The following is a 22,647-nucleotide window of genomic DNA, read 5'->3' as shown; positions in this document are numbered from 1 at the left end:
CTGCCATGCCCGCTGTTTCCGGCCCGGGACAATACCCGCGCCCGCCGGTCTCAAAGGCATCCAGGAAGAGGCCGAGCAGGAAGGTTGGAGCGATGTCCGTTTGCCAGCAGATCGCACCGCCAGTCGTGCCGGGAGCGCCCGGACGCGATCCTCGGACCCATCGCGGGATGGGGCAGCGCACCTGGCTGGCGGCGTTCTGCGTGATCGCACTCCAGGCCTCCCCCCTCAAAGCGGCAGAGCCCACTGCCTATCGCGTGGCGCCGGGAGACAGGATCGGCATCACCGTCTTCGGCCAGGCCGACATGTCCGGCGAGACGATGATCGACGCCAGCTACAGCATCGCGGTGCCCCTGCTCGGCGCGGTTTCGGTCCGCGGCCTCACCCTCAAGGAGATCGAGCAGCGACTCACCAAGAACCTCGCCGACGGCTACCTGCAAAAGCCTGTCGTCTCGGTCCGGCTGACCGAGCCGCGCCCGATCTACATCGTCGGCGATGTCCGCACCGCCGGCGTCTATCCCTATCGCTACGGGGTTTCGGTGCTCGGCGCCGTGGCCCTGGCCGGGGGGTTCGCCGTGCCCGAAGAGCAGGCCCGAGCCGCCTTGCGGACCGATTTCGTCCAGGCGGACGAGCGCGTGAAAAGCCTCGAGGCCACGCGGCTGACCCTGGCGGCGCGGCGCATTCGCCTCGAGGCCCAGCGCGACGGGCGCAACCCTGACTTCGACAGCCTGGAAAGCGGCCGCGGCTCGGATGAATTCGTCGCGCAACTGAAGGCCGGCGAGGCGCAGCTGCACGCCTTCCAGACCTCGGCCCTGCAACAGCAGGTCGAGATGCTGCAGCAGCAGGAGCCGAGGCTTCTCGAAAACAAGCGCTTCGTGCAGGAGCAGCTCAACGCGGAGAAGCGTCAACTCGAGCTGATCCAGCAACATCTCGTCGACTACAACGCCTTGCTCAGCTCGGGATTGGCGCGGCGCTATACCGGCATCGAGCTGCAGCGCGAGGAAGCGCGCAATCGCGGCAACATCGCGCGTTTCAACGCCGAGATGTCGAACATCGCGCTGGCGCAGGGCGAGCTTAGCCTGCGTGTCCGCGAAGCGCGCGAAGCCTTCCAGCGCCGCGTCTGGACCGAGATGCAGGACGCCGTGCAGCGCCTCGCCGAGCTGGATGCGGCGCTGCCGGCGGCGCGCCTCACCCGCGAGCTCAGGCTGCGCCAGGTCGGCTTCGCCGAAGGAACCAGCGGGCCCCCGCGGCGCTCGCTGTTCGTGACGCGCCAGACCGAGCAGGGCAGCGAGACCTCCCCGATCGCCGAGGGCGCCCTGCTCGAGCCCGGCGACATATTGCGGGTCGAGAGGCAGCGCGAGGCCGAATCCGGCCAGCCGCCGACGGCCGCCGCGATGCGCTGACGAACCCTTTCCGCCGCCACCGAACCTGGAGCAAAACATGAGCTGTCCAATCCGGCCCTTGATCCTGTGTGGCGGCGCGGGGACGCGCCTCTGGCCGATGTCGCGCGAATCCTATCCCAAGCAGTTTGCCCTGCGGGTCGGCGGCTACTCCATCTTCCAGCAGACACTGCTTCGAGTCGCCGGACCGGAATTCGGCAGGCCGATCATCATCACCAACCAGGCCTATCGCTTCATCGCCGAACAGCAGCTCGCCGAGATCGACGTCCTGGCCGACTTCATCCTCGAGCCGTCACGGCGCGACACGGCGCCAGCGATCGTCGCTGCCGCGACCGTGGCCGGAAGGCTCGACCCCGACGTGCCCCTGTTGATCCTGGCGTCGGACCACCAGATCCGCGACAACGAGGCGTTCCGCGCCGCCGTACTGTCCGGACTACCCGCCGTGTCGGGCGGATGGCTGGTGACCTTCGGCATCAGACCGACCGACCCGGCGACGGGCTATGGCTATATCGAGGCGGGCGAAGTGCTGGCGAACGGCGCGCGCGCCGTCCGGCGCTTCGTCGAAAAGCCCGATGCCGAGCGAGCGCGGAACTATGTGATGGACGGGTTGCTGTGGAACTCCGGCAACTTCATGGCCAGCGCCCGGACGCTGCTCGAGGAATACGCGCTGCATCAGCCGGCCAGCTCTGCGGCCATCACATTGGCCGCAGAGAACGCGAAGACATCGCCCGGCGTCGTAGCACTCGACGCGGCGTCCTATGCCGGGGCCGAGCAACTCTCGATCGACTACGCGATCATGGAACGGACCGTAAGGGCGGCCGTTGTGCCGCTCGCCTGCGGCTGGTCGGATGTCGGTAGCTGGGACCTGCTTTGGTCGGTCAGCGACCAGGACGGCTCCGGCAATGTCAGCCGGGGTGAAGTCGTCCTCTCGGACGCCCAGCGCTGCTATGTTTCCAGCGACGGGCCGCTGACTTCGGTGCACGGCGTCGAGGACCTGATCGTCATCGTCAACAAGGATGCGATCCTCGTGACCGACCGCAACCGCAGCGGCGAAGTCAAGCAGATCGTCGAGGGCCTGCGCCGGACCGGGCGACAGGAGGCCGACACCCATTGCAAGGTCTATCGCCCCTGGGGCTGGTACCAGGTCACCGATTTCGGCGACGACTTCCAGGTCAAGCGTATCGTCGTCAATCCGAAGGGCCGGCTGTCGCTGCAGAAGCACGGGCACCGCGCCGAGCACTGGGTGGTGGTCCGCGGCACAGCGCAGGTAACCGTCGGTGACAAGGTCAGCCTGCTGACGCCGAATGAGCACGCGCACATCCCGCTCGGGGCCGTCCACCGCCTTGAGAACCCCGGCAATACGCCGGTCGAGCTCGTCGAGGTGCAATGCGGCGACTACCTCGGCGAGGACGACATCGTCCGCCTCGAGGACATCTACCAGCGCGCCTGAACACCGGCGCCCCACGGCCATCGGCCGACCTGCCCCGAGGTGGTGTGAGCAACCGCAGCCCAGCCAGAACCACACCACCCGCGGCGAAACAAGACGAAGGCAATGCAACCCGTTCCGATCAACCCAGGCAAGCGCACCGCTTCCCCCGCAGAAGGCCGCGTGAAGGTCATGAACTGGGCATTCCAGAATCCGATCAGGCTGGAAGACGGTGCGCCCCGGCATTTCGAACATGTCGGATATGAGGCAGCTCTGGCCCTGTGGCGCCGCCGGAGCATGATTGCGGGCCTGGTTGCGCTGGCGCTGCTCGGCGCGGCGGCTTTCGTACTGTTGAGCGCGAAGCGCTACACCGGAACCGCCTTGGTCCAGATCGATTTCAGCCGGGACGACCCGGCAGGAGGTCGTCGCAGCGCCGGCCTGCCGCTCGACGCAAGCGCTCTCGTCGAAACGGAAGCGCGGTTCGTCCGCTCGCGGACGATCGCGCGTCAGGTCGCCGAGCAGCTGTCGGCCGAGGACGCCGCGAAGCCGGACGCCCGGCCCAGCGAGATCGCTCCCAGCCCGGCGCAGCGGGAAGCCCAGATCCAGGAGCTGATGCGCGATCTCACGGTCCGAAACGATAGCCGCTCCTATCTGATCGAGATCGGCTACTCAGCGGGTACGCCGGACAGGGCGGCTGAGATCGCCAACCGTTTCGCCGACACCTATCTCGCCAATCGCGGTGAAACGAGCTCGGCCTCGTCGCGCCGGGCCGCCGAATGGTATGCCGACCAGATCGAGGTCACCAGGAAGAGTCTCGAACAGGCCGAATGGTCCGCCGCGGAGTATCGACGCAGCTCCGGCATCGTCGAGACCGGCACGGAAGGCGCCGCGCTGCTCCAGCAGCGGATGCGCGAGATATCGAGCCAGGCAAGCGCGGCGACACTCGCCCGGGTGAACGAGGAGTCGCGGCTGCAACGCGCCAAACAGGCCGTCGCCGAAGGCAATATCCCGCCGGACATCGCGGCCCTGCCGCAGATCCAGCGCCTGATCGAAAGCCGCGAGGCGGCCCGCAGGCAGGTCAGCGCGCTGGCCGCAGCCACCGGCGAGCGCCACCCTTCCGTGATCCAGGCGCGCACGCTGGAGCAGGAGGCGGAAGCACGTCTGCAGAACGAAGTGACCAACGCCCTGGCGACGATCGCCGAAGACGTCAGGAGCGCGCGCCGCGTCGAGGAGGAGATCGAAGCCGGTGCCGGCAAGGCCAAGTCGACGTTGATCGATACACGGGGGAAGGAATCCGAGCTGCGGACCCTGCAGGGCCGGGCCGATGCTCTCCGCGAGCGCCTGAAGACCTTGAACGAAGGCCATATGCAGGCGCGCGCGCTCTCCGAGCTGAAGCCGGTCGCGGCCCAGGTCATGGCGGCCGCCGAGCCGAACCAGGTTCCCACAGGCCCGAAGAAAGGGCTGACCCTCGCCCTCGCGGGGATCGGAGCCGCCGCACTCGGCGGGCTGCTGACCTTCCTGCTCGAGCGCCGCGATCTCGGCTTCCGAAAGGAAGAGGAAGTGCTGCCGACGACCGGCAGCCCCTGCATCGGCCTGCTGCCGGCGCTGCAGCCGGGCGATGCTCGCGTCAACGCCGCGACGCAACGCGAAACCTTGCGGGCGATCATCGCTTCCCAGCGCCTGGCCGAATCCGGCAGTGCCAAGGTCGTGCTGATGACATCGGCCCTTCCGGAACAGGGCAAGTCGCAAGTGCTCCACGACATGGCCCACTGCCTAGTCGAGATGGGGCGGCGCGTGCTGATCGTCGATGCCTCGCCGCGCAGCGAGATCGACAGCACCGGCAAGGTGGCGCTGGAAGACGTCATCGCCGGCAGCGCGGCGCGAAAGCGGGTGCTCGAAGGCGGCCGGCAGTGGACGCCGGCCGAGGTGACAGCACGCAACCCGCTGCTGCGCCGGCGCGCGCCCCCTGCCGTCGGAGAGTCGCGCCACCTGTCGATCCTGCAGCGGCGCGGCGGCCTGTCGGATAGCGGTCCCGCCTTCTCGCCGGCGACTCTCGCAGACCTGGTGACCGAGGCGCGCTCTTCCTTCGACGTGGTGCTGGTCGAAGCACCGCCGGTGCTGCTCGCTGCGGACGCGCTGATCCTCGCCCAGTTTGCCGACATCGTCCTGCACGCGGCGCGCTGGCACGACACGCCGAAGGCTACCGTCGCTGCAGCCGTCAGGCGGCTCTACGACGGGGCGGTCAGAGTGCACGGGGTCATACTGACCCAGGTCGACGCGGAGCGATACGAGAGCTTCCGAAGTTTCCGCGCCCCGCCAGCCGCGCGCAGGATCCGCAAATACTACGCCGATTTCGACTGAATACCGGGAGGCAACCTTGGGCCTGCGCGATCGTATCATCATTACCGGCGGCAACGGCTATGTCGGCCGCCAGCTGACCCGCCAGCTCTACGACAAGCACGATGTCTGCGTCGTCGACAATCTCCGCTATGGCGAGCTCCGCTTCACGCCGGCCGATCTCGAACGCATCCGCTTCGAACGGCTGGACATCACCGACGAGCTGGCGATGGCGCGGCTCGTCCGTGACTTCCGCCCGGACGTCATCGTCCATCTGGCGGCGGTCCACTACATCCCGGAATGCGAAAACGACCCGGCGCTGGCTCTGCGGGCCAATCTGCTCGGCCTGGTCAGCGTCCTGCTCGCCGCCCAGCCGGGCACGCGCTTCGTGTTCGCGAGCAGCGGCGCCGTCTACAAGCCCGACCTCGCGCCGCATTGCGAAGGCTCGGCGGCGCTCGAGCCGAACGACATCTACGGGATGAACAAGCTGCATGGCGAGCAATATGTGCGCTATCTCGCGCAGCAGCGCTCGCTCTCCGCCGTCATCGTCCGGCTGTTCAACGTGGTCGGCCCCGGCGAGACCAATCCGCATCTCCTGCCCGAGATCGTCGCCCAGCTGAAGGCCGGCAGAAGGGTGGTCCGGCTCGGCAATCTCTGGCCGAAGCGCGACTACATCCATGTCGAGGATGCGGCACGGGGCTTCGCCACGATCGCGACCGCCAGGCGCCAGCAGTCGGAAAGCACGATCACCGTCAACCTCGGCACGTCGCAGCCCTATTCGGTCGAGGAAGTGCTGCAGAAGCTGCGTGCCGTCGCCGATGTCGAGTTCGAGCTGGAGCAGGATGGCAGCCGGGTGCGGCCGGTCGACCGCCCGTTCCTCGCCGCCGACACCACGCAGATCCGCCAGCGCTTCGGCTGGGTCCCCGCCTTCACCATCGACGATGCGGTGCGCGACCTCTGGCGTGCACCGGACCTCGCCAGCGCGCTGGTGGAGAAGTACCAATGATCAAGGTCCTGGCGGCGATCGTCGCCCCGCCGCATCTCAGCGTCAGCGGTGCCGGCCGAGCCGCCGAGCAGCTCAGCGCCGCGCTCGCCGAGCATTGCGAGATCACCATCGCCAGCATGATGGGCGCGCAGCTGCACGAGGCGGAGGCATCGCGAATCCGCCGTGCGCCGGTCAAGGTGGGACTGCCGCCGGCACTGCCCTGGAGCCGGATCCCGAACCGCTACCGCACCCTGTTCTACGCCTCCGACATCCCGGCGATGGTCCGCTCCGGGCAATTCGACCTCGTGCACCTGCACAATCCGATGCCGGCGCTGGAAATGGCCAGGATCGCCCGGGCCTGCCGCGAGGTCGGCGTTCCCTATGTCGTCTCCACCCATGGCTTCAACGAGATCGCCAATGGCAACCGGATCTACGGCTTCGGCCCGCTGCGTCGCCTCGCCTGGCAGATGCTGGTGACGCGACCGGTCCACCAGGCCGTGCGCGGGGCGGCAGCCATCCTCGGCCTGTCGCCCGCGGATCGCGAGATCGTCGAGGCGATGGGCTTTTCCGGGAGCTTCGCCGTGGTCCCGAACGGAGTGTCGATGCCCGGCGCGTCCGATGCGGGCGAGGACGCCGCCATCTGCACCCGGCTCGGCGTACCGGCGCGGCGGAACGGCGAACTGACCTGCATGTTCCTGGCGAACCATACGCCGAACAAGGGCCTGCCGGTCCTGCTGGAAGCGTTCGACGGCCTGAACTGCCCGTATACGCTGATAGTCGGCGGCGAGAAGCGCGCCGAGATCGACTACGGAATCGCTTCGGCGACGCGCCGGCCCGACCAGCGGATCGTCGTGACCGGGCGCCTGTCGGACGCAGAGGTCCAGGCCCTGTTCCGTCGTTCCGACCTCTTCGTCTTCCCGACGCTCGCCGACACCTTCCCGCTGGTCGTGCTGGAAGCGATGTCGCATGGCGTGCCGGTGCTGGCCTCGCGGGTCGGCGGAATTCCGCACCAGATCGATCAGGCCAGCGGCCAGCTGGTCGAGCCCGGCGATGCACGCCAGCTGCGCGACGCGGTCGCCGCGCTGGCCGCCCGATCCGACATGCTCCCGAAAATGGGACGGCACGCCAGGGCGCGGGTCGCCCGGTATTTCACCTGGGAGAACGCGGCCAAGCGGGCCTTCGCCGAATACGAAAAGGCACTCGAGGCGCCCGCGCAGGCGCGCACCGCCGACTGGTCCAACGTCTCCAATCTCCATCCGCTTCAGCGAGGAACGCGAGCATGAGCTCTGGCATCCCCCAGCGCCTGGCCATCATCGGCTGCGGCGCGGTCGTCGACCATCACATCCAGCCGGCGCTGCGCCGCGCCGGCTGGCAGCCCTCGGTGCTGGTCGACCGTTCGCCGGAACGGCTCGCTCTGCTCGCCGGCAAACTCGGCCGGCACGGCCGCGATGTCGTCCGCGTCGCCGACTGGCGCGAGGCCGCCGACAAGTTCGATGCGGCGATCGTCGCCGTGCCGCATGTGTTCCACGGCCCGATGGGGATCGAGCTGCTCAAGGCCGGCAAGCATCTTTTCATGGAGAAGCCGCTGGCCGTGACCTCGGAGCAGTGCGAGACGATGATCCGCGAGGCCGATGCCCGCAGGCTCACCCTCAGGGTCGGGCTGCTGCGGCGCTACCTGCTCGGCGCGCGCTGGCTCAAGGCGCTGATCGACTCCGGCACGCTCGGCACGATCCGCAGTTTCAGCATTCGCGAAGGCTTCGTCTTCAACTGGGCGACCAGTTCCGACGCGCTGCTGCGGCGCGAGCTCGCTGCCGGCGGCGTACTGATGGACACCGGCGCGCACACACTCGATCTCCTGCTCTGGTGGCTGGGTGACGTCGCCTCGCTGAGCTATCGCGACGATGCCGACCAGGGCGTCGAGGCGGATTGCCTGATCGAGTGCCGGATGGCCTCGGGCGCAACCGGAACGGTCGAGCTCAGCCGCACGCGCGATCTGCGCGACACGATCCAGATCCAGGGCAGCGCCGGCTTCGTCGAGGTCCACCTCTCCAAGAACATCGTGCTCGACGGCTCCCCCAACGCCCTCGCGTTCCGCCACGAGGGGCGGGCCGCGGCCGAGCTGCCGCTGCAGCTGTTCCCGGAGCTGTTCGACTCCGAGCTTCGCGATTTCGCCCGGAGCGTGTCCGGCGAGGCCTCTGCCGGCATTCCCGGCAGCGAGGGCGCGCGCTCCGTCGCACTGATCGAGCGCTGCTATGCCAAACGTGAGCCGTTGACGCTCGGCTGGCGTACCGAAGCCAAAGTCGCGGACAAGGACGAGCTGCCCCGCCTGCCGGCCGGCAGCACGGCGCTGCTCACCGGCGCGGCGGGCTTCATCGGCGGCAGGCTCGCCGAGCGTCTGGTCGAGCAGGGCGTCAAGGTACGCTGCCTCGTGCGCAGCTACGGCCAGGCGACGCGCCTCGCCCGGCTGCCTGTCGAGATCGTCAACGGCAAGCTCGGCGAAGCCGGGCCTGCGGCCCAGGCCTTCGACGGCGTCGATTACGTCTTCCACTGCGCCTATGATCATCGCTCCCGCAAGGCCAATCTCGAGGGGCTCGAGCAGTTGCTCGCCGGTGCCGTGAAGCAGAAGGTCAAGGGCTTCGTCTATCTCAGCAGTTTCTCGGTCTATGAGCCGTTTCCGGACGGCAAGCTGACCGAGGAGACCCGCGACGGCGATGTCTCCTGGCCCTATGCCCGCAACAAGCTCGACCTCGAGGCGCGCACGCTGAAAGCCGCGCGCGAGGAGGGCGTTCCGGCCTCGATCATCCAGCCGGCCGTGGTCTATGGCCCGTTCTCCAAGCCCTGGGCGGACGCGCCGGCCCAGATGCTGATCACCGGCGACGTCATCCTGCCCGATGCCGGGGAAGGCATCTGCAACGCGGTCTACATCGAGGACCTGATCGACGCGATGCTGCTCGCCGCGCAGCGACCCGAGGCGGTCGGCGAACGCTTCATCATCTCCGGTCCGGAGCCGGTGAGCTGGGGCAAGTTCTTCGGCGCGATCGCGCAGGCGATCCAGGTTCCGCCGCCGGTCTACTGGCCGAGCGCCCGGATCCGGGGCGAGAACAGCGGCGTGGTGCGGGACATCAAGGCGGTGCTCGCCAACCCGAAGCGCCTGGTCCAGATCATCGTCCGCTGGCCGCCGGCCCGCCAGGCGCTGCAGGCCGGCTATGACGCCTTGCCACCCGGCCTCCACAAGCTCGTGACCAAGGCCTATTTCGGCGGCGGCGGCGGCCGGCGTTTCGGCCTGCGCCACTTGCCCGACCCGCGTGCGCTCGCCCTCTATGAATCGCAGGCCTATGCGAGCAACGACAAGGCGGCGCGCCTGCTCGGCTACCGGCCGCACCATGGCTTCACTGAGGGCATGGCCGTCACCGGTGCCTATCTGCGCTGGGCCTATGGCGACCTCTGCCGCGCAGGCGAGGCGGCCCGGGCCTCAGCCCCCGCTGTGCCCGAACCTCCCGCAGCCCTGGCCAAAGCGAGCTAAATCCTTGCTACGCCATGCTTCCTGGACGTTGATCGATCAGGGCGTCGTAAGCCTCGGCGCCTTCCTGCTCAATATCGTGCTGGCGCGCCATATCGCGCCGGTCGAGTACGGCGTCTTCGCGCTGATCTTCGGCATCCTGCTGATGATCCAGCTCTCGATCAGCTCGGTGATCTTCTATCCGATGTCGATCCGGATCGCGCGACTGCCCGAGGAGGAGCGCGCGGCCCTGGCCGGGTGCAGTCTCGCCTTGCTGCCCATGCTGTTGCTGCCGGCAGCGCTGCTGCTCGCCTTCGGCCTCGTCGTCATGGGGCGCCCCGACCTCGCCCTGCCGGTCTCTCTCCACCTCGTGATATGGCAGGGGCAGGAAGCGCTGCGCCGCATCCTGTTCGCCGAGTTCCGGCATCGCGACGCCCTTGCCGGCGACAGCATCGCCTATCTCGGCGCGCCGCTCGCCGTGCTGCTCCTGCTTCAGCAAGGCACGCTGACGCTGCCGAGCGTCTTTTTCTGCATGGCGGCAGCATCAGGCGTGGCGCTCCTGGTCTCGTCTCGCCTCGTGCGCGCCGAACGGCCGGCGGCGGGTACGCTGCGCCCGACCTTCAGCGAGTTCTGGTCGCTCGGGCGCTGGTCGCTCGCCAACAACTTCGTCGGCGCGCTGCGAATCCAGCTCTTCCTCTGGGGGCTGACCGCGATGTTCGGCGCGGCCTCGACCGCAGCCTTCCAGGCCGCGCTGAACGTCGTAAACCTCGCCAACCCGATCCTGCTCGGCCTGTGCAACGTCATCCCGCAGGCGGCCGCCCGAAAGTCCCGCGAAGGCTACCGGGCCGCCTGGAAGGCCGCACGGGACTATGCGCTGATCGGCACGCTGCCGCTCGTGCCCTGCTATGCCGTGCTGCTGGCTGCCCCGGACCTCGTCCTGCTGCTGCTCTATGGCGCGGATTCAAGCTATCTCGGCCTTGCTTTACCGATCCGCATCCTCGCGATCAGCTGGCTGCTCGGCTACTCGGCCGACATGGTCTGCTCCTTCATGCATGGCGTCGACGCGGCCCGGCTGGCGTTGCTCGTCAGCGCCGCCGGCACGCTCGCTGCCGCCGCCCTGTTCTTGCCGCTGACCCAGCAATACGGGCTGGCCGGCGCTTGCTTTGCGCTCGGCGGCTCCAATCTGGTCCGCCTTTTGACCGCGCACTGGTTCCTGACGAGGATGATCGCCCATGGCCGACCTTCTGCTGCCTGAGGCCGCGAGCCCGGTGCCGCGCGCCGCTCCGCGCGAGAGCCTCGACATCAGACATGTCGTGATCGACGACGCTGGTCCGCACCCGTCGGCGGCCAACGGGGTGCACCATGTCGTGCGCCGGATGGCGCGCGAGCAACTCGCTGCCGGCGACAATGCGAAGATCCTATTCCTGCGCAGCCACGACCAGGATGGCGGCGGAGAGGCCGTCGATCTGCCGACACTGATCCTTCCGCTCGACGGGCCGCGCCTGGTGGGGCGGGTCTACGGGTTGGAGGAACCGATCATCGCGGCAATGGCCGGAGGCGCCGGCCCGACGACGGTGTTCCACATCCATACCGCCCGGCAATTGCTGCTGCCATCCCTGGCCCGGGCGCTCCACCAGCGGGGCTTGCCATTCGGCATCACGGTCCATGGCCGCTATTCGCATGTCTTCGCGCCAAGCGGCGCTATCGCGAACTGGCGAACCGCCGCCTATCTGCGGCTGTTCGAACGCCAGGCGCTCGAGCTGGCGCGCTTTGTCCAGGCCGTCTCGCCCGCAGAAGCCAAGCTCATCGCCAGGCTGGCGCCGGCTGCGCGCGTCCACGTCGTGCCGAACGCCGCCTATTCCAGCGTGTTCGATGGTATTCCGCGGCGGCCGACGCGCAATGTCGGCTTCGCCGACTTCCCGGTCTTCGGCTTCTGCGGCCGGTACGAGATCCTGCATAAGGGACTCGACCTGCTGGTGGAAGGATTTGCCATCTATCGCCGGCAGGGCGGGCGCGGGCGTCTTGTCCTGATCGGCACCGGACCCGCACGGGACGTTCTCGCCGCAATGGCGGCTACACTCGACCTCACCGACGCGATCGAGATCCAAGGGCCATGCTTCGGCGAAGCCAAGCACAGCAAGATGTCCGGCTGGCACTTCTTCGTGCAGCCGTCACGCTTCGATGGCGTGCCGATCGCGGCCCTGGAAGCCGCCCTCGCCGGCCTTCCCCTGGTGGTTTCGCAGGAAACCGGGCTCGCGGAACAGGTCGCCAGCGCGAATGCCGGGCTCGTCATGCGCGATCTGACGGCGAGCGCGGTCGCGGAAGCCTTCCACAAGGCCGCACTGCTCTCGCCGGAGACCTGGCAGAGCATGATGCTCGGAGCTCACGCAATGGCGACCCAGATCGGAGACTGGACCCCGATCTCCGCGCAGCTGCGAAAACTCTATCTCGCGAGGTGAGCCGGAGGTGTGGCGTCAGCCCGACACCTCACGAAGCTGCCGCAATGATCGTGCCACCGCCATGCGGCATGCCGTGCAACTCGGCCGGCGGTACCGCTTCGAGGTGGTTGACCGCCCAGATCGCCGCCTGGGTCCGGTTCTGCACGCGGATCTTGCGCAGGATTGCCTTGATATGGACCTTGACCGTCGCCTCGCCGATCGCCAGGCGCCGCGCGATCACCTTGTTGGAATCGCCCTGGATCAGGCATTTCAGGATTTGCATTTCACGCGCAGACAAACCACGGCCGGAGTCTGCGGACGGCGGCGAATACGCAATCACTTCCTTCTCGACCTGAATATCGACGCCATGCTCTTTGCCGATTTCTGTCAGGACATCGGCTGGAAACAAACTTTCTCCAAGCATGACGAGTTCAAGCGATTTAACAAGCGTCACGAAATTGATGCGCTTCAGCAGATATCCAGAAACAGACAACCTGAACGCAAGCTGAACTTGCTTTATATTATAATTGTCGGAGAGCATTACAATTTTAGCGCCAGGCATAGCCTGTTTGAAGCTTACAATATTTCGCTCCATCGCTTCGTAATCGTCGTTTATGCAAATTATGATAAGCGCTATGCTCTTAGATCCCTTCCATTTATCAGAAAAATCTTCGAAATCGATCGCCGAAGCCACGATGTCGAAGCCACGATTGCCAAGTATCTCACGCACACCCTCAGAAAAGAGAGCACACCGATCGATAAATGCAGTACTCACCCCACTCATAGAAAGTCCCCTTATCTACCGCATCTTATTATTAAGAAGTATTCATAGTCTGTTATCCTACCTCATAACTATATCAGGATACTCAAATTGGATGAACATGACAAGCAAATCGTAGTCTGCACACGAAAATTTGATTAAAACATTAACGTTTAATTTGCATTGATTAAACCACCTCGAAGGAACAACATTGGAACTGCAGTCAAATACAAACTACAGATGCAAGCAGGCAGGACCAAAGTCCCAAATCGAACTAAAAATAAGTACCAACTTAATTCTAATTAAAAATCCGAATCTTCATTTGCATGCTGCAATGAAATGGTAAGAATCTGACATTCTTCGTATGCGATTTGACATATATTTCAGATTCCGAACAATCGACATGTGTTACCGAGGAATTTCATCAACGCCCCATACCCCACCTCGAACGGGGTACCCCTTAGGAGCTTGGCAACCACCCGGGAGCCCAGGGTCATCGCAATCAAAAAATCAATGTGATATCAATATCTTCTGAATTTCCAGCCCAGAAAAAAATGCACCACCCCCTCTACCTGCCCCGTTCACGAGGACTTTTGGGGTAGTTGCACACCCTGTCGACGCTCCGATCGCATGCCCCGCGAGCGCTTTACCTTGCCGTTGCCGCACCGTCCGTCCAGATCATCAGCCGCCCGCTCGGTCCCGGCATATCCGAAGATCCCGGACCGACCCGGAACTTGCAGATCGCCTCGGCAGGCGCTCCAGTGCCGCCGAGGCCATTTCGAGCCCTAGGTGATCAATGTTACCGCCATAGTGCCCCGATTTGAAGGCGAGGACGGCAGATCTCGCCTCGAAGAAGCTTATGCGCTACGGCGACCTGGACGCTCCGGACCACCGCGGCCCTGCTGCGCAATCCCTTGAAATTCCAACTCGCCATGTTGCATTGACCGCGCAAGAAGCGCGACCATTAACCAAGTATCTTAGTAATGAAGGGCAGTAGATCGCATGAGCAGATCCTTGGGTTCTTTTCGCATCGACGGCGCCGTCGCCGTGATCACCGGCGGCGCGCGCGGAATCGGTCTGGCCACGGCCGAAGCGCTCGCCAGCGCTGGAGCACGACCGATCTTGCTCGACCGCGAGGGCGATGCCGCAGACCAAGCGGCAGAGGCGCTCGGAGCCGGCGCCTCGGCACGCCAGCTCGACGTCACCCAGGAAGCGGATGTCGATGCGGTCTTCGAGGCGATCGCGAGAGAACATGGCCGCATCGACATCCTCGTCAACAATGCAGGGGTTGCGATCCGGCGGCCGACCACCGAGCTTTCGCTCGCCGACTGGCAACGCGTCGTCGATGTCAACATGACCGGCGTCTTCCTGTGCGCGCGGGCCGCCGGCCGCGTGATGACGGCACAGGGCGCAGGCGCCGTCGTCAACGTTGCCTCGATCATGGGTCTATCGGGCGGCGGGCTCTATCCCAACATCTCCTACCAGACGACCAAGGGCGCGGTGGTGAACATGACCCGCGCGCTCGCCGTCGAATGGGCGAGCAGCGGCGTGCGCGTCAACGCGGTCGCGCCGACCTGGGTCGAGACCGACTTCATCGCGGCGCTGAAGGACAACCCGGAATTCGTGTCGGCCGTCGAGCGCCTGACGCCGATGGGACGGCTGGCCCAGCCCGAGGAGGTGGCGAATGCGATCCTCTTCCTCGCCAGCCCGGCGGCCGCGATGATCACCGGCCATGTCCTGCCGGTCGATGGCGGCTTCCTGGCACAGTAGCGGCTCGCAGGTTACCAAGCGGATGGCGCCGCCTTCGCAGGGCCCTTACGGCCCGAGCCTTGGCGGAGCCCCCGGTACCGAACACCGCTGCGCACTCTACGCAGCCCCGAGCGCATTGCGCTTCCCCTGTGCCGCGCAAGCGCCTAGCCTCCCGATAACGAGGCTAGGCGGAAAGGCGACGGACGATGAAGAAGGGCTCGGATCTTCTGGTTGCGGCGCTCGAGAACGAGGGCGTCGACCGCATTTTCGGGGTGCCGGGCGAGGAGAACCTCGACGTCGTCGAATCCTTGCGGACCTCGAAGATCGAGCTGGTGCTGACGCGTCATGAGCAGGCCGCAGCCTTCATGGCCGCGACGCATGGCAGGCTGACGGGCAAGCCTGGGGTCTGCATCGCGACGCTCGGCCCCGGCGCGCTGAACTTCTCGACCGGCGCGGCCTATGCCCATCTCGGCGCCATGCCGATGATCCTGATCACCGGCCAGAAGGCGATCATGACCGCCAAGCAGGCGCGCTTCCAGATCGTCGACGTCATCGCCTCGATGAAGCCGCTGACCAAGATGACCCGGCAGATCGTCAGCGCCGCCAGCATCCCCTCCGTGGTGCGCGATGCCTTCCGCGTCGCGATGGAGGAGCGGCCGGGACCGGTGCATCTCGAACTGCCCGAGGATATCGCTGCCGAGGAGATCGACGACGTTCCGCTGATCCCGGTGCACCCGCTGGAGCGGCCGATCGCCGATCCCGCCGCGCTCGACCGTGCTGCCCAGATGATCCTCGCCGCCAAGCGCCCGCTCGTGATGATCGGCGCCGCCGGCAACCGCCCGCGCCTGGTCGAGGCGCTCTCGGCCTTCGTGCGCCGGGCGCGGCTTCCCTTCTTCAACACCCAGATGGGCAAGGGCGCCGTCACCGGCGGCTCCAATCTCTATATGGGCACGGCGGCCCTCTCGGAGGGCGATTATGTCCACCGCGCCGTCGAGCAGGCCGACCTGATCATCTCGATCGGCCACGACACGGTCGAGAAGCCCCCCTTCCTGATGAAGAGCGCCGGCGGCTCGAAGGTGATCCATATTGGCTACCAGTCTGCCACGGTCGAGCAGGTCTACCATCCCGACGCCGAGGTCATCGGCGATATCGGCGCGAGCGTCACCGCGCTGGCCGACAGGCTGGGCGGCAAGCTCGACGCCGATCCGCACCTGCTGGAACTGCGCCAGAAGATCCTGGCACGGATCAACGACCGCGCAGAGGAGGACCGTTTCCCGCCGACGCCGCAGCGCATCGTGCATGACATCCGCAAGGTGATGCCGGAAGACGGCATCGTCTGCCTCGACAACGGCATGTACAAGATCTGGTTCGCGCGGAACTACCGCACCCATGTCGCGAACACGCTGCTGCTCGACAATGCGCTGGCGACGATGGGCGCCGGCCTGCCCTCGGCGATGATGGCGGCGATGCTCAATCCCGGCCGCCGGGTGATGGCGGTCTGCGGCGATGGCGGCTTCATGATGAACTCGCAGGAGATGGAGACCGCCGTCAGGCTCGGTCTCAACCTCGTCGTGGTGATCCTGAACGACAGCGCCTATGGCATGATCCGCTGGAAGCAGGCGGTCGACGGCTTCCCTGATTACGGCATGAGCTTCGGTAACCCCGACTTCGTCCGCTATGCGCAGGCCTATGGCGCCAGGGGCTCGCGTGTCGGCGCGGTCGAAGACCTCGTGCCGGTGCTGGAGGATGCCTTCGCCGGCGGCGGCGTCCATCTCGTCGAGGTTCCGATCGACTATTCCGAGAACACCCGCGTGCTGGTCGAGGAACTGCGCAACCGTTCGCCGGATGTGGAGTTGGCTTGAAGGTACGCCACCATGCTCCGCTGAGATCTGGCCGTCACTCCGGCCGGAGCGCCGAAATCGATCATAGAGGACTGATCTCTACGATGGATTCCGGAGCTGCGCTGCTTCGCAGCTTGTCCGGAATGACGGGACGTACGGAGCGGCAACGCACAATTCCCGAGCCGCGAAGGAGACCGAGATGTTGCAGGTGGTTCAGGCCTATGATCGCGCACCCATCGCGGAAATCGCCACCGACGACGCGGCGGCGCTCGAAGCCAAGCTTCAGGCCGCCGAGAAGGTGTTTCGGGATCGCGACAGCTGGCTGAAGCCGCATGAGCGAATGGCGATCCTGCGCCGGCTGGCCGGCCTGCTGGACGGCAAGCGCGAGCATTTCGCCCGCCAGATCGCGCGCGAAGGCGGTAAGCCGCTGCCGGACGCCATCGTCGAGACGACACGCGCCATCGACGGCATTCATAATGCCGCTGACGAGCTCAGGAATTTTGGCGGCCGCGAGATCCCTATGGGGTTGTCGCCGGCCGCGGCCAATCGCTGGGCCTTCACCACCAAGGAGCCGATCGGCATCGTCGCGGCGATCTCGGCCTTCAACCACCCGCTCAACCTGATCGTTCACCAGGTCGCGCCGGCGATCGCGACCGGCTGCCCGGTGATCGTCAAGCCGGCCGGCACGACGCCGCTCTCCTGCCGCGACTTCGTCGCCCTGGTGCATGAGGCGGGGCTCCCCGAGGCCTGGTGCCAGACCTTCATTCCAGAAAGCACCGAACTGGCGGAAAAGCTCGCCACCGACAGGCGCATCGCCTTCCTCAGCTTCATCGGCTCGGCCAAGGTCGGCTGGTATCTGCATTCCAAGCTCGCCCACGGCGCCCGCTCGGCGCTGGAGCATGGCGGAGCGGCGCCGGCGATCGTCGACCGCAGCGCCGATCTCGACAAGATCATCGAGCCGATGGTGAAGGGCGGCTATTACCATGCCGGCCAGGTCTGCGTGTCGACGCAGCGCATCTTCGTCCATCGCGAGATCGTCGATGCTTTCACCGAGCGGCTGGTTGCACGCGTCAAGGCGTTGCGCACCGGCGACCCCGTGCTGAAGGAGACCGAGGTCGGGCCGCTGATCCAGCCGCGCGAAGCGGACCGCGTCGCCGCCTGGATCGACGAGGCGGTCAATGGCGGCGCGAAGCTCGCGACCGGCGGCAAGCGGCTCTCGGAGACGACGCTGGAACCGACCGTGCTGCTCGACCCCGCTGCCGACGCCAAGGTCTCGCAACTCGAGATCTTCGGGCCGGTGGTCGGCATCTATCCCTATGAGAAGCTCGACGAGGCCATCGCCCGGGCGAACGCGCTGCCCGTCGCCTTCCAGGCCAGCATCTTCGCCGGAGATATCGACATAGCCCTGCGCGCTGCCGAGCGGCTCGACGCTTCGGCGGTGATGGTCAACGATCCCACCACCTTCCGCACCGACTGGATGCCTTTCGCCGGGCGCCGCGAATCCGGCTACGGCACCGGCGGTATCCCCTACACCATGCGCGACATGACGCAGGAGAAGATGATCCTGTTCAACCGGCGCTGAGCGCCGGGAAACGCGACGCTTCGGCGGCCAAGGCGGGCCGCCTTCCCGATCCTTCGTCTCGATCCCGCGAGAGCAGCATGCAGTTCCATCTCGACGGATTCAGCCCGGGAGACCCGGCGATCGCCCAGACCTTCGAGCATGCCTCCCCTCATACGGAAGCCCTGCCGAAGGAAGTCGACGTCCTGATCGTCGGCTGCGGCCCCGCCGGACTCACCCTCGCCGCTCAGCTCGCCGCCTTTCCCGAGATCCGGACCTGCATCGTCGAGCAGAAGGACGGTCCGCTGCAGATGGGCCAGGCCGACGGCATCGCCTGCAGGACGATCGAGATGTTCCACGCCTTCGGCTTTGCCGAGCGCGTGCTGAAGGAGGCCTACTGGGTCAACGAAACGGTGTTCTGGAAGCCGGACGGGACTAAGCGGGAGAACATCGCCCGGCACGGCCGGGTCCAGGACGTCGAGGACGGGCTGTCGGAATTTCCGCATGTCATCCTGAGCCAGGCGCGGGTGCATGATTTCTACCTCGAAACCATGCGCAATGCACCGGGCCGGCTCGAGCCTCATTATTCCCGACGCCTGCTCGACCTGGCGACAGAGCCGGATACTGGCTCGTCCCATCCCGTCACGGCGCGGCTGGAGCGGCTCGACCCCGCCCATGCCGGCCAGATCGAGACGATCAAAGCGCGCTATGTCGTCGGCTGCGACGGAGCCCGGAGCGTCGTGCGCAGATCGATCGCGCGCGCCCTGGAGGGCGACGCCGCCAATCAGGCCTGGGGCGTGATGGACGTGCTGGCGGTGACCGATTTCCCGGACATCCGCCTGAAAGCCCTGATCCAGTCGGCGAGCGAAGGCACGATCGTGCTCATCCCGCGCGAGGGCGGCTATCTCGTGCGCATCTATGTCGAGCTCGACAAGCTCAGACAGGACGAGCGCGTCGGCAGTCGCAACATCACCGTCGACTATCTGATCGCGGCCGTGCGGCGCATCCTGCAGCCCTATGAGATCGAGGTGAAGGAGGTCGCCTGGTGGTCGGTCTACGAGATCGGCCAGCGGCTCTGCGACAGGTTCGACGACGTGCCGGATGCGGAGGCAGGCGAGCGGCTGCCCCGGATCTTCATCGCCGGGGATGCCTGCCACACCCACAGCCCCAAGGCCGGGCAAGGTATGAATGTCTCGATGCAGGACAGCTTTAACCTGGGCTGGAAGCTGGCCGCCGTGCTGCGCGGGCGCTGCGCTCCGGAACTGCTGCACAGTTACTCGGCCGAGCGCCAGGCGATCGCCGGCGAATTGATCGCCTTCGACCGGGAATGGGCGGCCCTGCTCAGTGCGCCGGTGAAGGCCGCCAGCGATCCGCAGGGCGCGGGCGTCGACCCCGCCGAAGTGCAAGATTATTTCGTGCGGCATGGGCGCTACACCGCCGGCACGGCGACACGCTATGCGCCCTCGCTCCTTACCGGCAATGCCTCGTTCCAGCATCTCGCGAGGGGTTTCCTGGTCGGTACACGCTTCCACTCGGCGCCGGTCATTCGCCTTGCCGACGCCAAGCCGGTCCATATCGGGCACACTGGCAAGGCCGACGGCCGCTGGCGGCTTTTCGCCTTCGGAGGAGCCGAAGACCGGGGGCATCCCGAAGGCCCGATCGGCGCACTCTGCGAATTCCTCGCGGGATCGGAGCGCTCGCCGGTCCGCCGCTACACGCGCAACGACGAGGACATCGATGCCGTGTTCGACCTGCGCGCCGTGCTTCAGCGTGGCCATCGCGAGGTAGACATCGGAAGCGTTCACCCGCTGCTGCTGCCCGGAAAGGGCCGCCACGGCCTGCGCGACTATGAGAAGGTCTTCTGTCCCGACCTTGCCAACGGCCAGGACATCTTCGCGCTGCGCGGTATCGACCGGCAGGTGGGTTGCCTGGTCATCGTCCGGCCGGACCAGTACGTCGCGCAACTGCTGCCGCTGGACGCACATGACCCGCTCGGCGCCTTCTTCGATCGCATTATGCTGCCGCAGCCGGCGCTCCGGCAGGCCAGCTAGGCGCACCGGCCCCCCTAGCTCGCTGCGGAGGCGTGACGCCTCAGCGCTGCACCGGCGCCTGGGCGGGGCGCGGCTTGGCGAGGCGGCCTTCCTCGGCCTTGAAGAAGTACTGCGAGGCCACGAGCCAGCCCTTGAGCGGGCGCAAGGGCGGGATGCAGGTCAGGAGCACGATCGGTAGCGTCGTCACCAGATGGACCCAGGCGGACGGCTCATAGGCGAGTTCCAGCCAGAGCGCGAAAGACAGCGCGGGAATACAGACGAACATCATGACGAAGAAGGCCGGACCGTCGGCGGGATCGGCGAAGCCGTAGTCGAGCCCACAGGCCTCGCAGCGCGGCTTCAGCGTCAGGAAGCCGTCGAACAGCTTGCCTTCGCCACAGCGTGGGCAGCGCCCCCGCATGCCGGTCTTGAACGGCGACAGCTTGGGCCAAGTACGAGATTCCATCTTGCCCTCCGGGGCGCGCGTACCGTCTTTATCGATCATGGCCGTACTATAGCAGTCATTGGCAACATTGTATGCACTCAATTCTCGACACAGCCGGGATTGCGACCGTATGCCTCAGCCGATCACAGCACGGTCGAGCTGATCTCGGGCGGGTGCCCGAGCGCATGCGCCATGAATTCCAGCGCGTTGCGGACGGCATCGCGGCTCTGCGGCCCGCCGAGACAGACCCGCACGGCTTCGGGCGGATTGCCGTCGGCAGCGAAGACGTCGCTGGCAGCGACGCCGATGCCAGTCGCCTGCATGTGGCCGGCAAAGGCCGACCGCGTCCAGGGCGCGGGAAGCTCGAGCCAGAGATTGAAGCTCAGCGGATCGGCCCGGTAGCTGCCCGGCGCCAGCACCTCGGCAGCCAGTCGCTGGCGGGCATTCGCATCCGCCCGGACGAAGCGCAGAATAGCATCTGCCGTGCCGTCCTCGATCCAGCGGGTCGCAATCGCCGCCGTCAAAGGCGAAGCCATGACGCTGGCGGCGCGCAGCGCCGCCGCGAAGGGCCAGCCCGAACGCGCATCGGGCGTCACGACATAGGCGATGCGCAGGCCCGCCCCAATGCATTTCGACAGGCCGGCGACATGCCAGGTCAGCTCTGGTGCGATCACGGCAAAAGGTAGCGGCGAGACCGCGGGCACGAAGCCATAGGCGTCGTCCTCGATGATCGCGACGCGATGGCGCCTGGCGATCTCCGCAAGTTCGACGCGGCGCGCCTCCGGTACAGTCAATGTCGTCGGGTTGTGCAGCACCGGATTGAGATAGAGCGCCTTCGGCTTCAATCTCTCGCAGGCTTCGGCAAAGGCGGCAGGCACGATGCCGTCGCCATCCATGGCAAGCCCGGCCACCCGGATCCCGAGCTGGGCCGCGATCGAGCGGATGCCGGGATAGGTCAGCGCTTCGGCCAGCACGACATCGCCCGGACGCGCCAGCACGTTGAGGATGCCGAGCAGCGCCGCATGGGCACCGGGCACGACGAACAGGCGCTCGAATGCCGGCGCAAGCCCGCGCCGGCCGAGCCACTCGGCCGCCGCTACCTTGTCGGAACGCGCGCCGCCAAAACCCTGATAGCGCAGCAGCGAAATCAGATCGGCGCTGACCTCGGCAACACCCTCGCGCATTCGCGCGATCAGCGCCGGATCGTCGGGCTCGGGCGGCAGATTCATCGAGAGATCGACGAGCTCCGGCGCGACCGCGCGCTGCCGGACCGGCGCCTTGACGAAGGTGCCCTGGCCGACGCGCGAAGCAACCAGCCCGCGGCGCTGGGCCTCGACATAGCCGCGCGCTACCGTGGTGAAATCCACCGCCAGCCTGGCAGCAAGCTGGCGCTGGGGCGGCAGCCGGTCGCCGGCAGAGAGCCGGCCACTGACGATATCCTCGGCAATGGCTTCGGCGATCGCCAGATAGCGCGGCTTGTCGCTGCGCGTCAGGTCGGGCGTCCAGTCAACCATCGGCTTCACACTCGCTCGGGACAGGGGGAAGGCGGCTCACAGGATTGACTGTATATTGTTGCACGCACTTCCTGTCATCACGCCTTAAGGTCGCAGCGAAGAAAAGCCGGGCGGACTCCCGGGCGGGCCGCAGTCGCTCGTCACAGCGCCGGCGATTTACAGCCGGCGACTACGTGCATATAAAAGTGACATTAGACATGCATCTTAAAAGGATCATCACCTTGATCCCACCCCTTCCCCAGGACGTCTCCGAGCCGCTGGTCGAGCGGATCGTGCACGACTTCTATGCCCTGATCCGCCAGGACGCCGTGCTCGGACCGATATTCGAGGAGCGGATCGGCGATGGCTGGGATGCGCATCTCGCCACCATGGTCGATTTCTGGTCGTCGCTGACGCTGATGAGCGGCCGCTATGGAGGCAAGCCGCACGTCGCCCATTTCGGACTCGGGCTGACGATGGAGCATTTCGAGCACTGGCTCGTGCTGTTCGAGGGGGTCGTCAACGCGCATTGCGCGGGTCCTGCTGCCGCCCTCTTCATCGGGCGGGCCCGGCGCGTCGCCGACAGCCTGCAGATCGGGCTCAACATCGGCGACAAGGCGCTGCACCTGCCGGGCCGGGCGGCGGTTGCCGTCAGCGTCGCTTAGGATTGCCGTCGCCAATGCGGAGGC

16 protein-coding genes are annotated in these 22,647 nt (G+C 66.5%); 13 read left to right on the top strand and 3 right to left on the bottom strand.

Annotated elements, in window-relative coordinates; genetic code table 11:
• Positions 1 to 92 precede the first annotated feature (92 nt).
• From DK26_RS18985 to DK26_RS18950, 8 genes are all read left to right on the top strand, one after another.
• Complete coding sequence (locus DK26_RS18985) at positions 93 to 1,400, top strand: polysaccharide biosynthesis/export family protein (protein WP_184231747.1); 1,308 nt, start codon at positions 93 to 95, stop codon at positions 1,398 to 1,400.
• A gap of 37 nt (positions 1,401 to 1,437) precedes the next feature.
• A complete protein-coding gene (locus DK26_RS18980) occupies positions 1,438 to 2,847 on the top strand; it encodes a mannose-1-phosphate guanylyltransferase/mannose-6-phosphate isomerase (RefSeq protein WP_066475759.1) in 1,410 nt (469 codons plus the stop codon).
• Positions 2,848 to 2,949: 102 nt separating this feature from the next.
• Entirely contained in the window at positions 2,950 to 5,184 is a 2,235-nt protein-coding gene (locus tag DK26_RS18975) for an exopolysaccharide transport family protein (protein WP_066475755.1), read from the top strand.
• Positions 5,185 to 5,200: 16 nt separating this feature from the next.
• A complete protein-coding gene (locus tag DK26_RS18970) occupies positions 5,201 to 6,166 on the top strand; it encodes an NAD-dependent epimerase/dehydratase family protein (RefSeq protein ID WP_248310029.1) in 966 nt (321 codons plus the stop codon).
• Positions 6,163 to 7,428 (top strand): glycosyltransferase family 4 protein, encoded by a 1,266-nt coding sequence (locus tag DK26_RS18965; RefSeq protein ID WP_066475754.1) that lies wholly within the window; start codon positions 6,163 to 6,165, stop codon positions 7,426 to 7,428. Before DK26_RS18970 ends, DK26_RS18965 begins: the two co-directional genes overlap by 4 nt.
• Positions 7,425 to 9,668: an NAD-dependent epimerase/dehydratase family protein gene (locus DK26_RS18960; protein ID WP_066475752.1), complete on the top strand. Its 2,244-nt coding sequence runs from the start codon at positions 7,425 to 7,427 to the stop codon at positions 9,666 to 9,668. Before DK26_RS18965 ends, DK26_RS18960 begins: the two co-directional genes overlap by 4 nt.
• Positions 9,669 to 9,672: 4 nt before the next feature.
• Positions 9,673 to 10,899 (top strand): hypothetical protein, encoded by a 1,227-nt coding sequence (locus DK26_RS18955; RefSeq protein ID WP_066475750.1) that lies wholly within the window; start codon positions 9,673 to 9,675, stop codon positions 10,897 to 10,899.
• On the top strand, positions 10,877 to 12,103 hold the full coding sequence (locus DK26_RS18950; protein WP_066475748.1) for a glycosyltransferase: 1,227 nt from the start codon (positions 10,877 to 10,879) through the stop codon (positions 12,101 to 12,103). Before DK26_RS18955 ends, DK26_RS18950 begins: the two co-directional genes overlap by 23 nt.
• 28 nt (positions 12,104 to 12,131) lie before the next feature.
• Here the strand turns inward: DK26_RS18950 and DK26_RS28615 are convergent, their stop codons facing one another.
• Complete coding sequence (locus DK26_RS28615; protein ID WP_083533350.1) at positions 12,132 to 12,866, bottom strand: response regulator transcription factor; 735 nt, start codon at positions 12,864 to 12,866, stop codon at positions 12,132 to 12,134.
• Between the two features lie 990 nt (positions 12,867 to 13,856).
• Here DK26_RS28615 and DK26_RS18940 point away from each other — a divergent pair.
• The 4 genes from DK26_RS18940 (at position 13,857) to DK26_RS18925 (ending at position 20,041) form a co-directional block, all read left to right on the top strand.
• Positions 13,857 to 14,612 (top strand): SDR family oxidoreductase, encoded by a 756-nt coding sequence (locus tag DK26_RS18940; RefSeq protein WP_248310028.1) that lies wholly within the window; start codon positions 13,857 to 13,859, stop codon positions 14,610 to 14,612.
• Positions 14,613 to 14,797: 185 nt separating this feature from the next.
• A complete protein-coding gene (locus DK26_RS18935; protein WP_066475742.1) occupies positions 14,798 to 16,453 on the top strand; it encodes an acetolactate synthase large subunit in 1,656 nt (551 codons plus the stop codon).
• Between the two features lie 178 nt (positions 16,454 to 16,631).
• The gene (locus DK26_RS18930; protein WP_066475740.1) at positions 16,632 to 18,014 is read left to right on the top strand and encodes an aldehyde dehydrogenase family protein; all 1,383 of its coding nucleotides are present in this window, start codon (positions 16,632 to 16,634) and stop codon (positions 18,012 to 18,014) included.
• A 77-nt stretch (positions 18,015 to 18,091) separates the two neighbouring features.
• On the top strand, positions 18,092 to 20,041 hold the full coding sequence (locus DK26_RS18925; protein ID WP_066475738.1) for an FAD-binding monooxygenase: 1,950 nt from the start codon (positions 18,092 to 18,094) through the stop codon (positions 20,039 to 20,041).
• Positions 20,042 to 20,081: 40 nt separating this feature from the next.
• Here the strand turns inward: DK26_RS18925 and DK26_RS18920 are convergent, their stop codons facing one another.
• Both DK26_RS18920 and DK26_RS18915 read right to left on the bottom strand, forming a co-directional pair.
• Entirely contained in the window at positions 20,082 to 20,486 is a 405-nt protein-coding gene (locus DK26_RS18920) for a DUF983 domain-containing protein (protein WP_066475736.1), read from the bottom strand.
• A 122-nt stretch (positions 20,487 to 20,608) separates the two neighbouring features.
• On the bottom strand, positions 20,609 to 21,979 hold the full coding sequence (locus DK26_RS18915) for a PLP-dependent aminotransferase family protein (RefSeq protein ID WP_066475734.1): 1,371 nt from the start codon (positions 21,977 to 21,979) through the stop codon (positions 20,609 to 20,611).
• A 221-nt stretch (positions 21,980 to 22,200) separates the two neighbouring features.
• On the opposite strand from DK26_RS18915, the gene DK26_RS18910 reads away from it, so the two are divergent.
• Positions 22,201 to 22,623 (top strand): group III truncated hemoglobin, encoded by a 423-nt coding sequence (locus DK26_RS18910; RefSeq protein WP_248310027.1) that lies wholly within the window; start codon positions 22,201 to 22,203, stop codon positions 22,621 to 22,623.
• The last annotated feature ends 24 nt before the right edge of the window (positions 22,624 to 22,647 follow it).

The sequence above is a fragment of the Allobosea sp. WAO genome (genome assembly GCF_001509835.1).
Lineage (GTDB): Bacteria > Pseudomonadota > Alphaproteobacteria > Rhizobiales > Beijerinckiaceae > Allobosea.
This window is presented reverse-complemented; position numbering and strand designations above follow the sequence as displayed.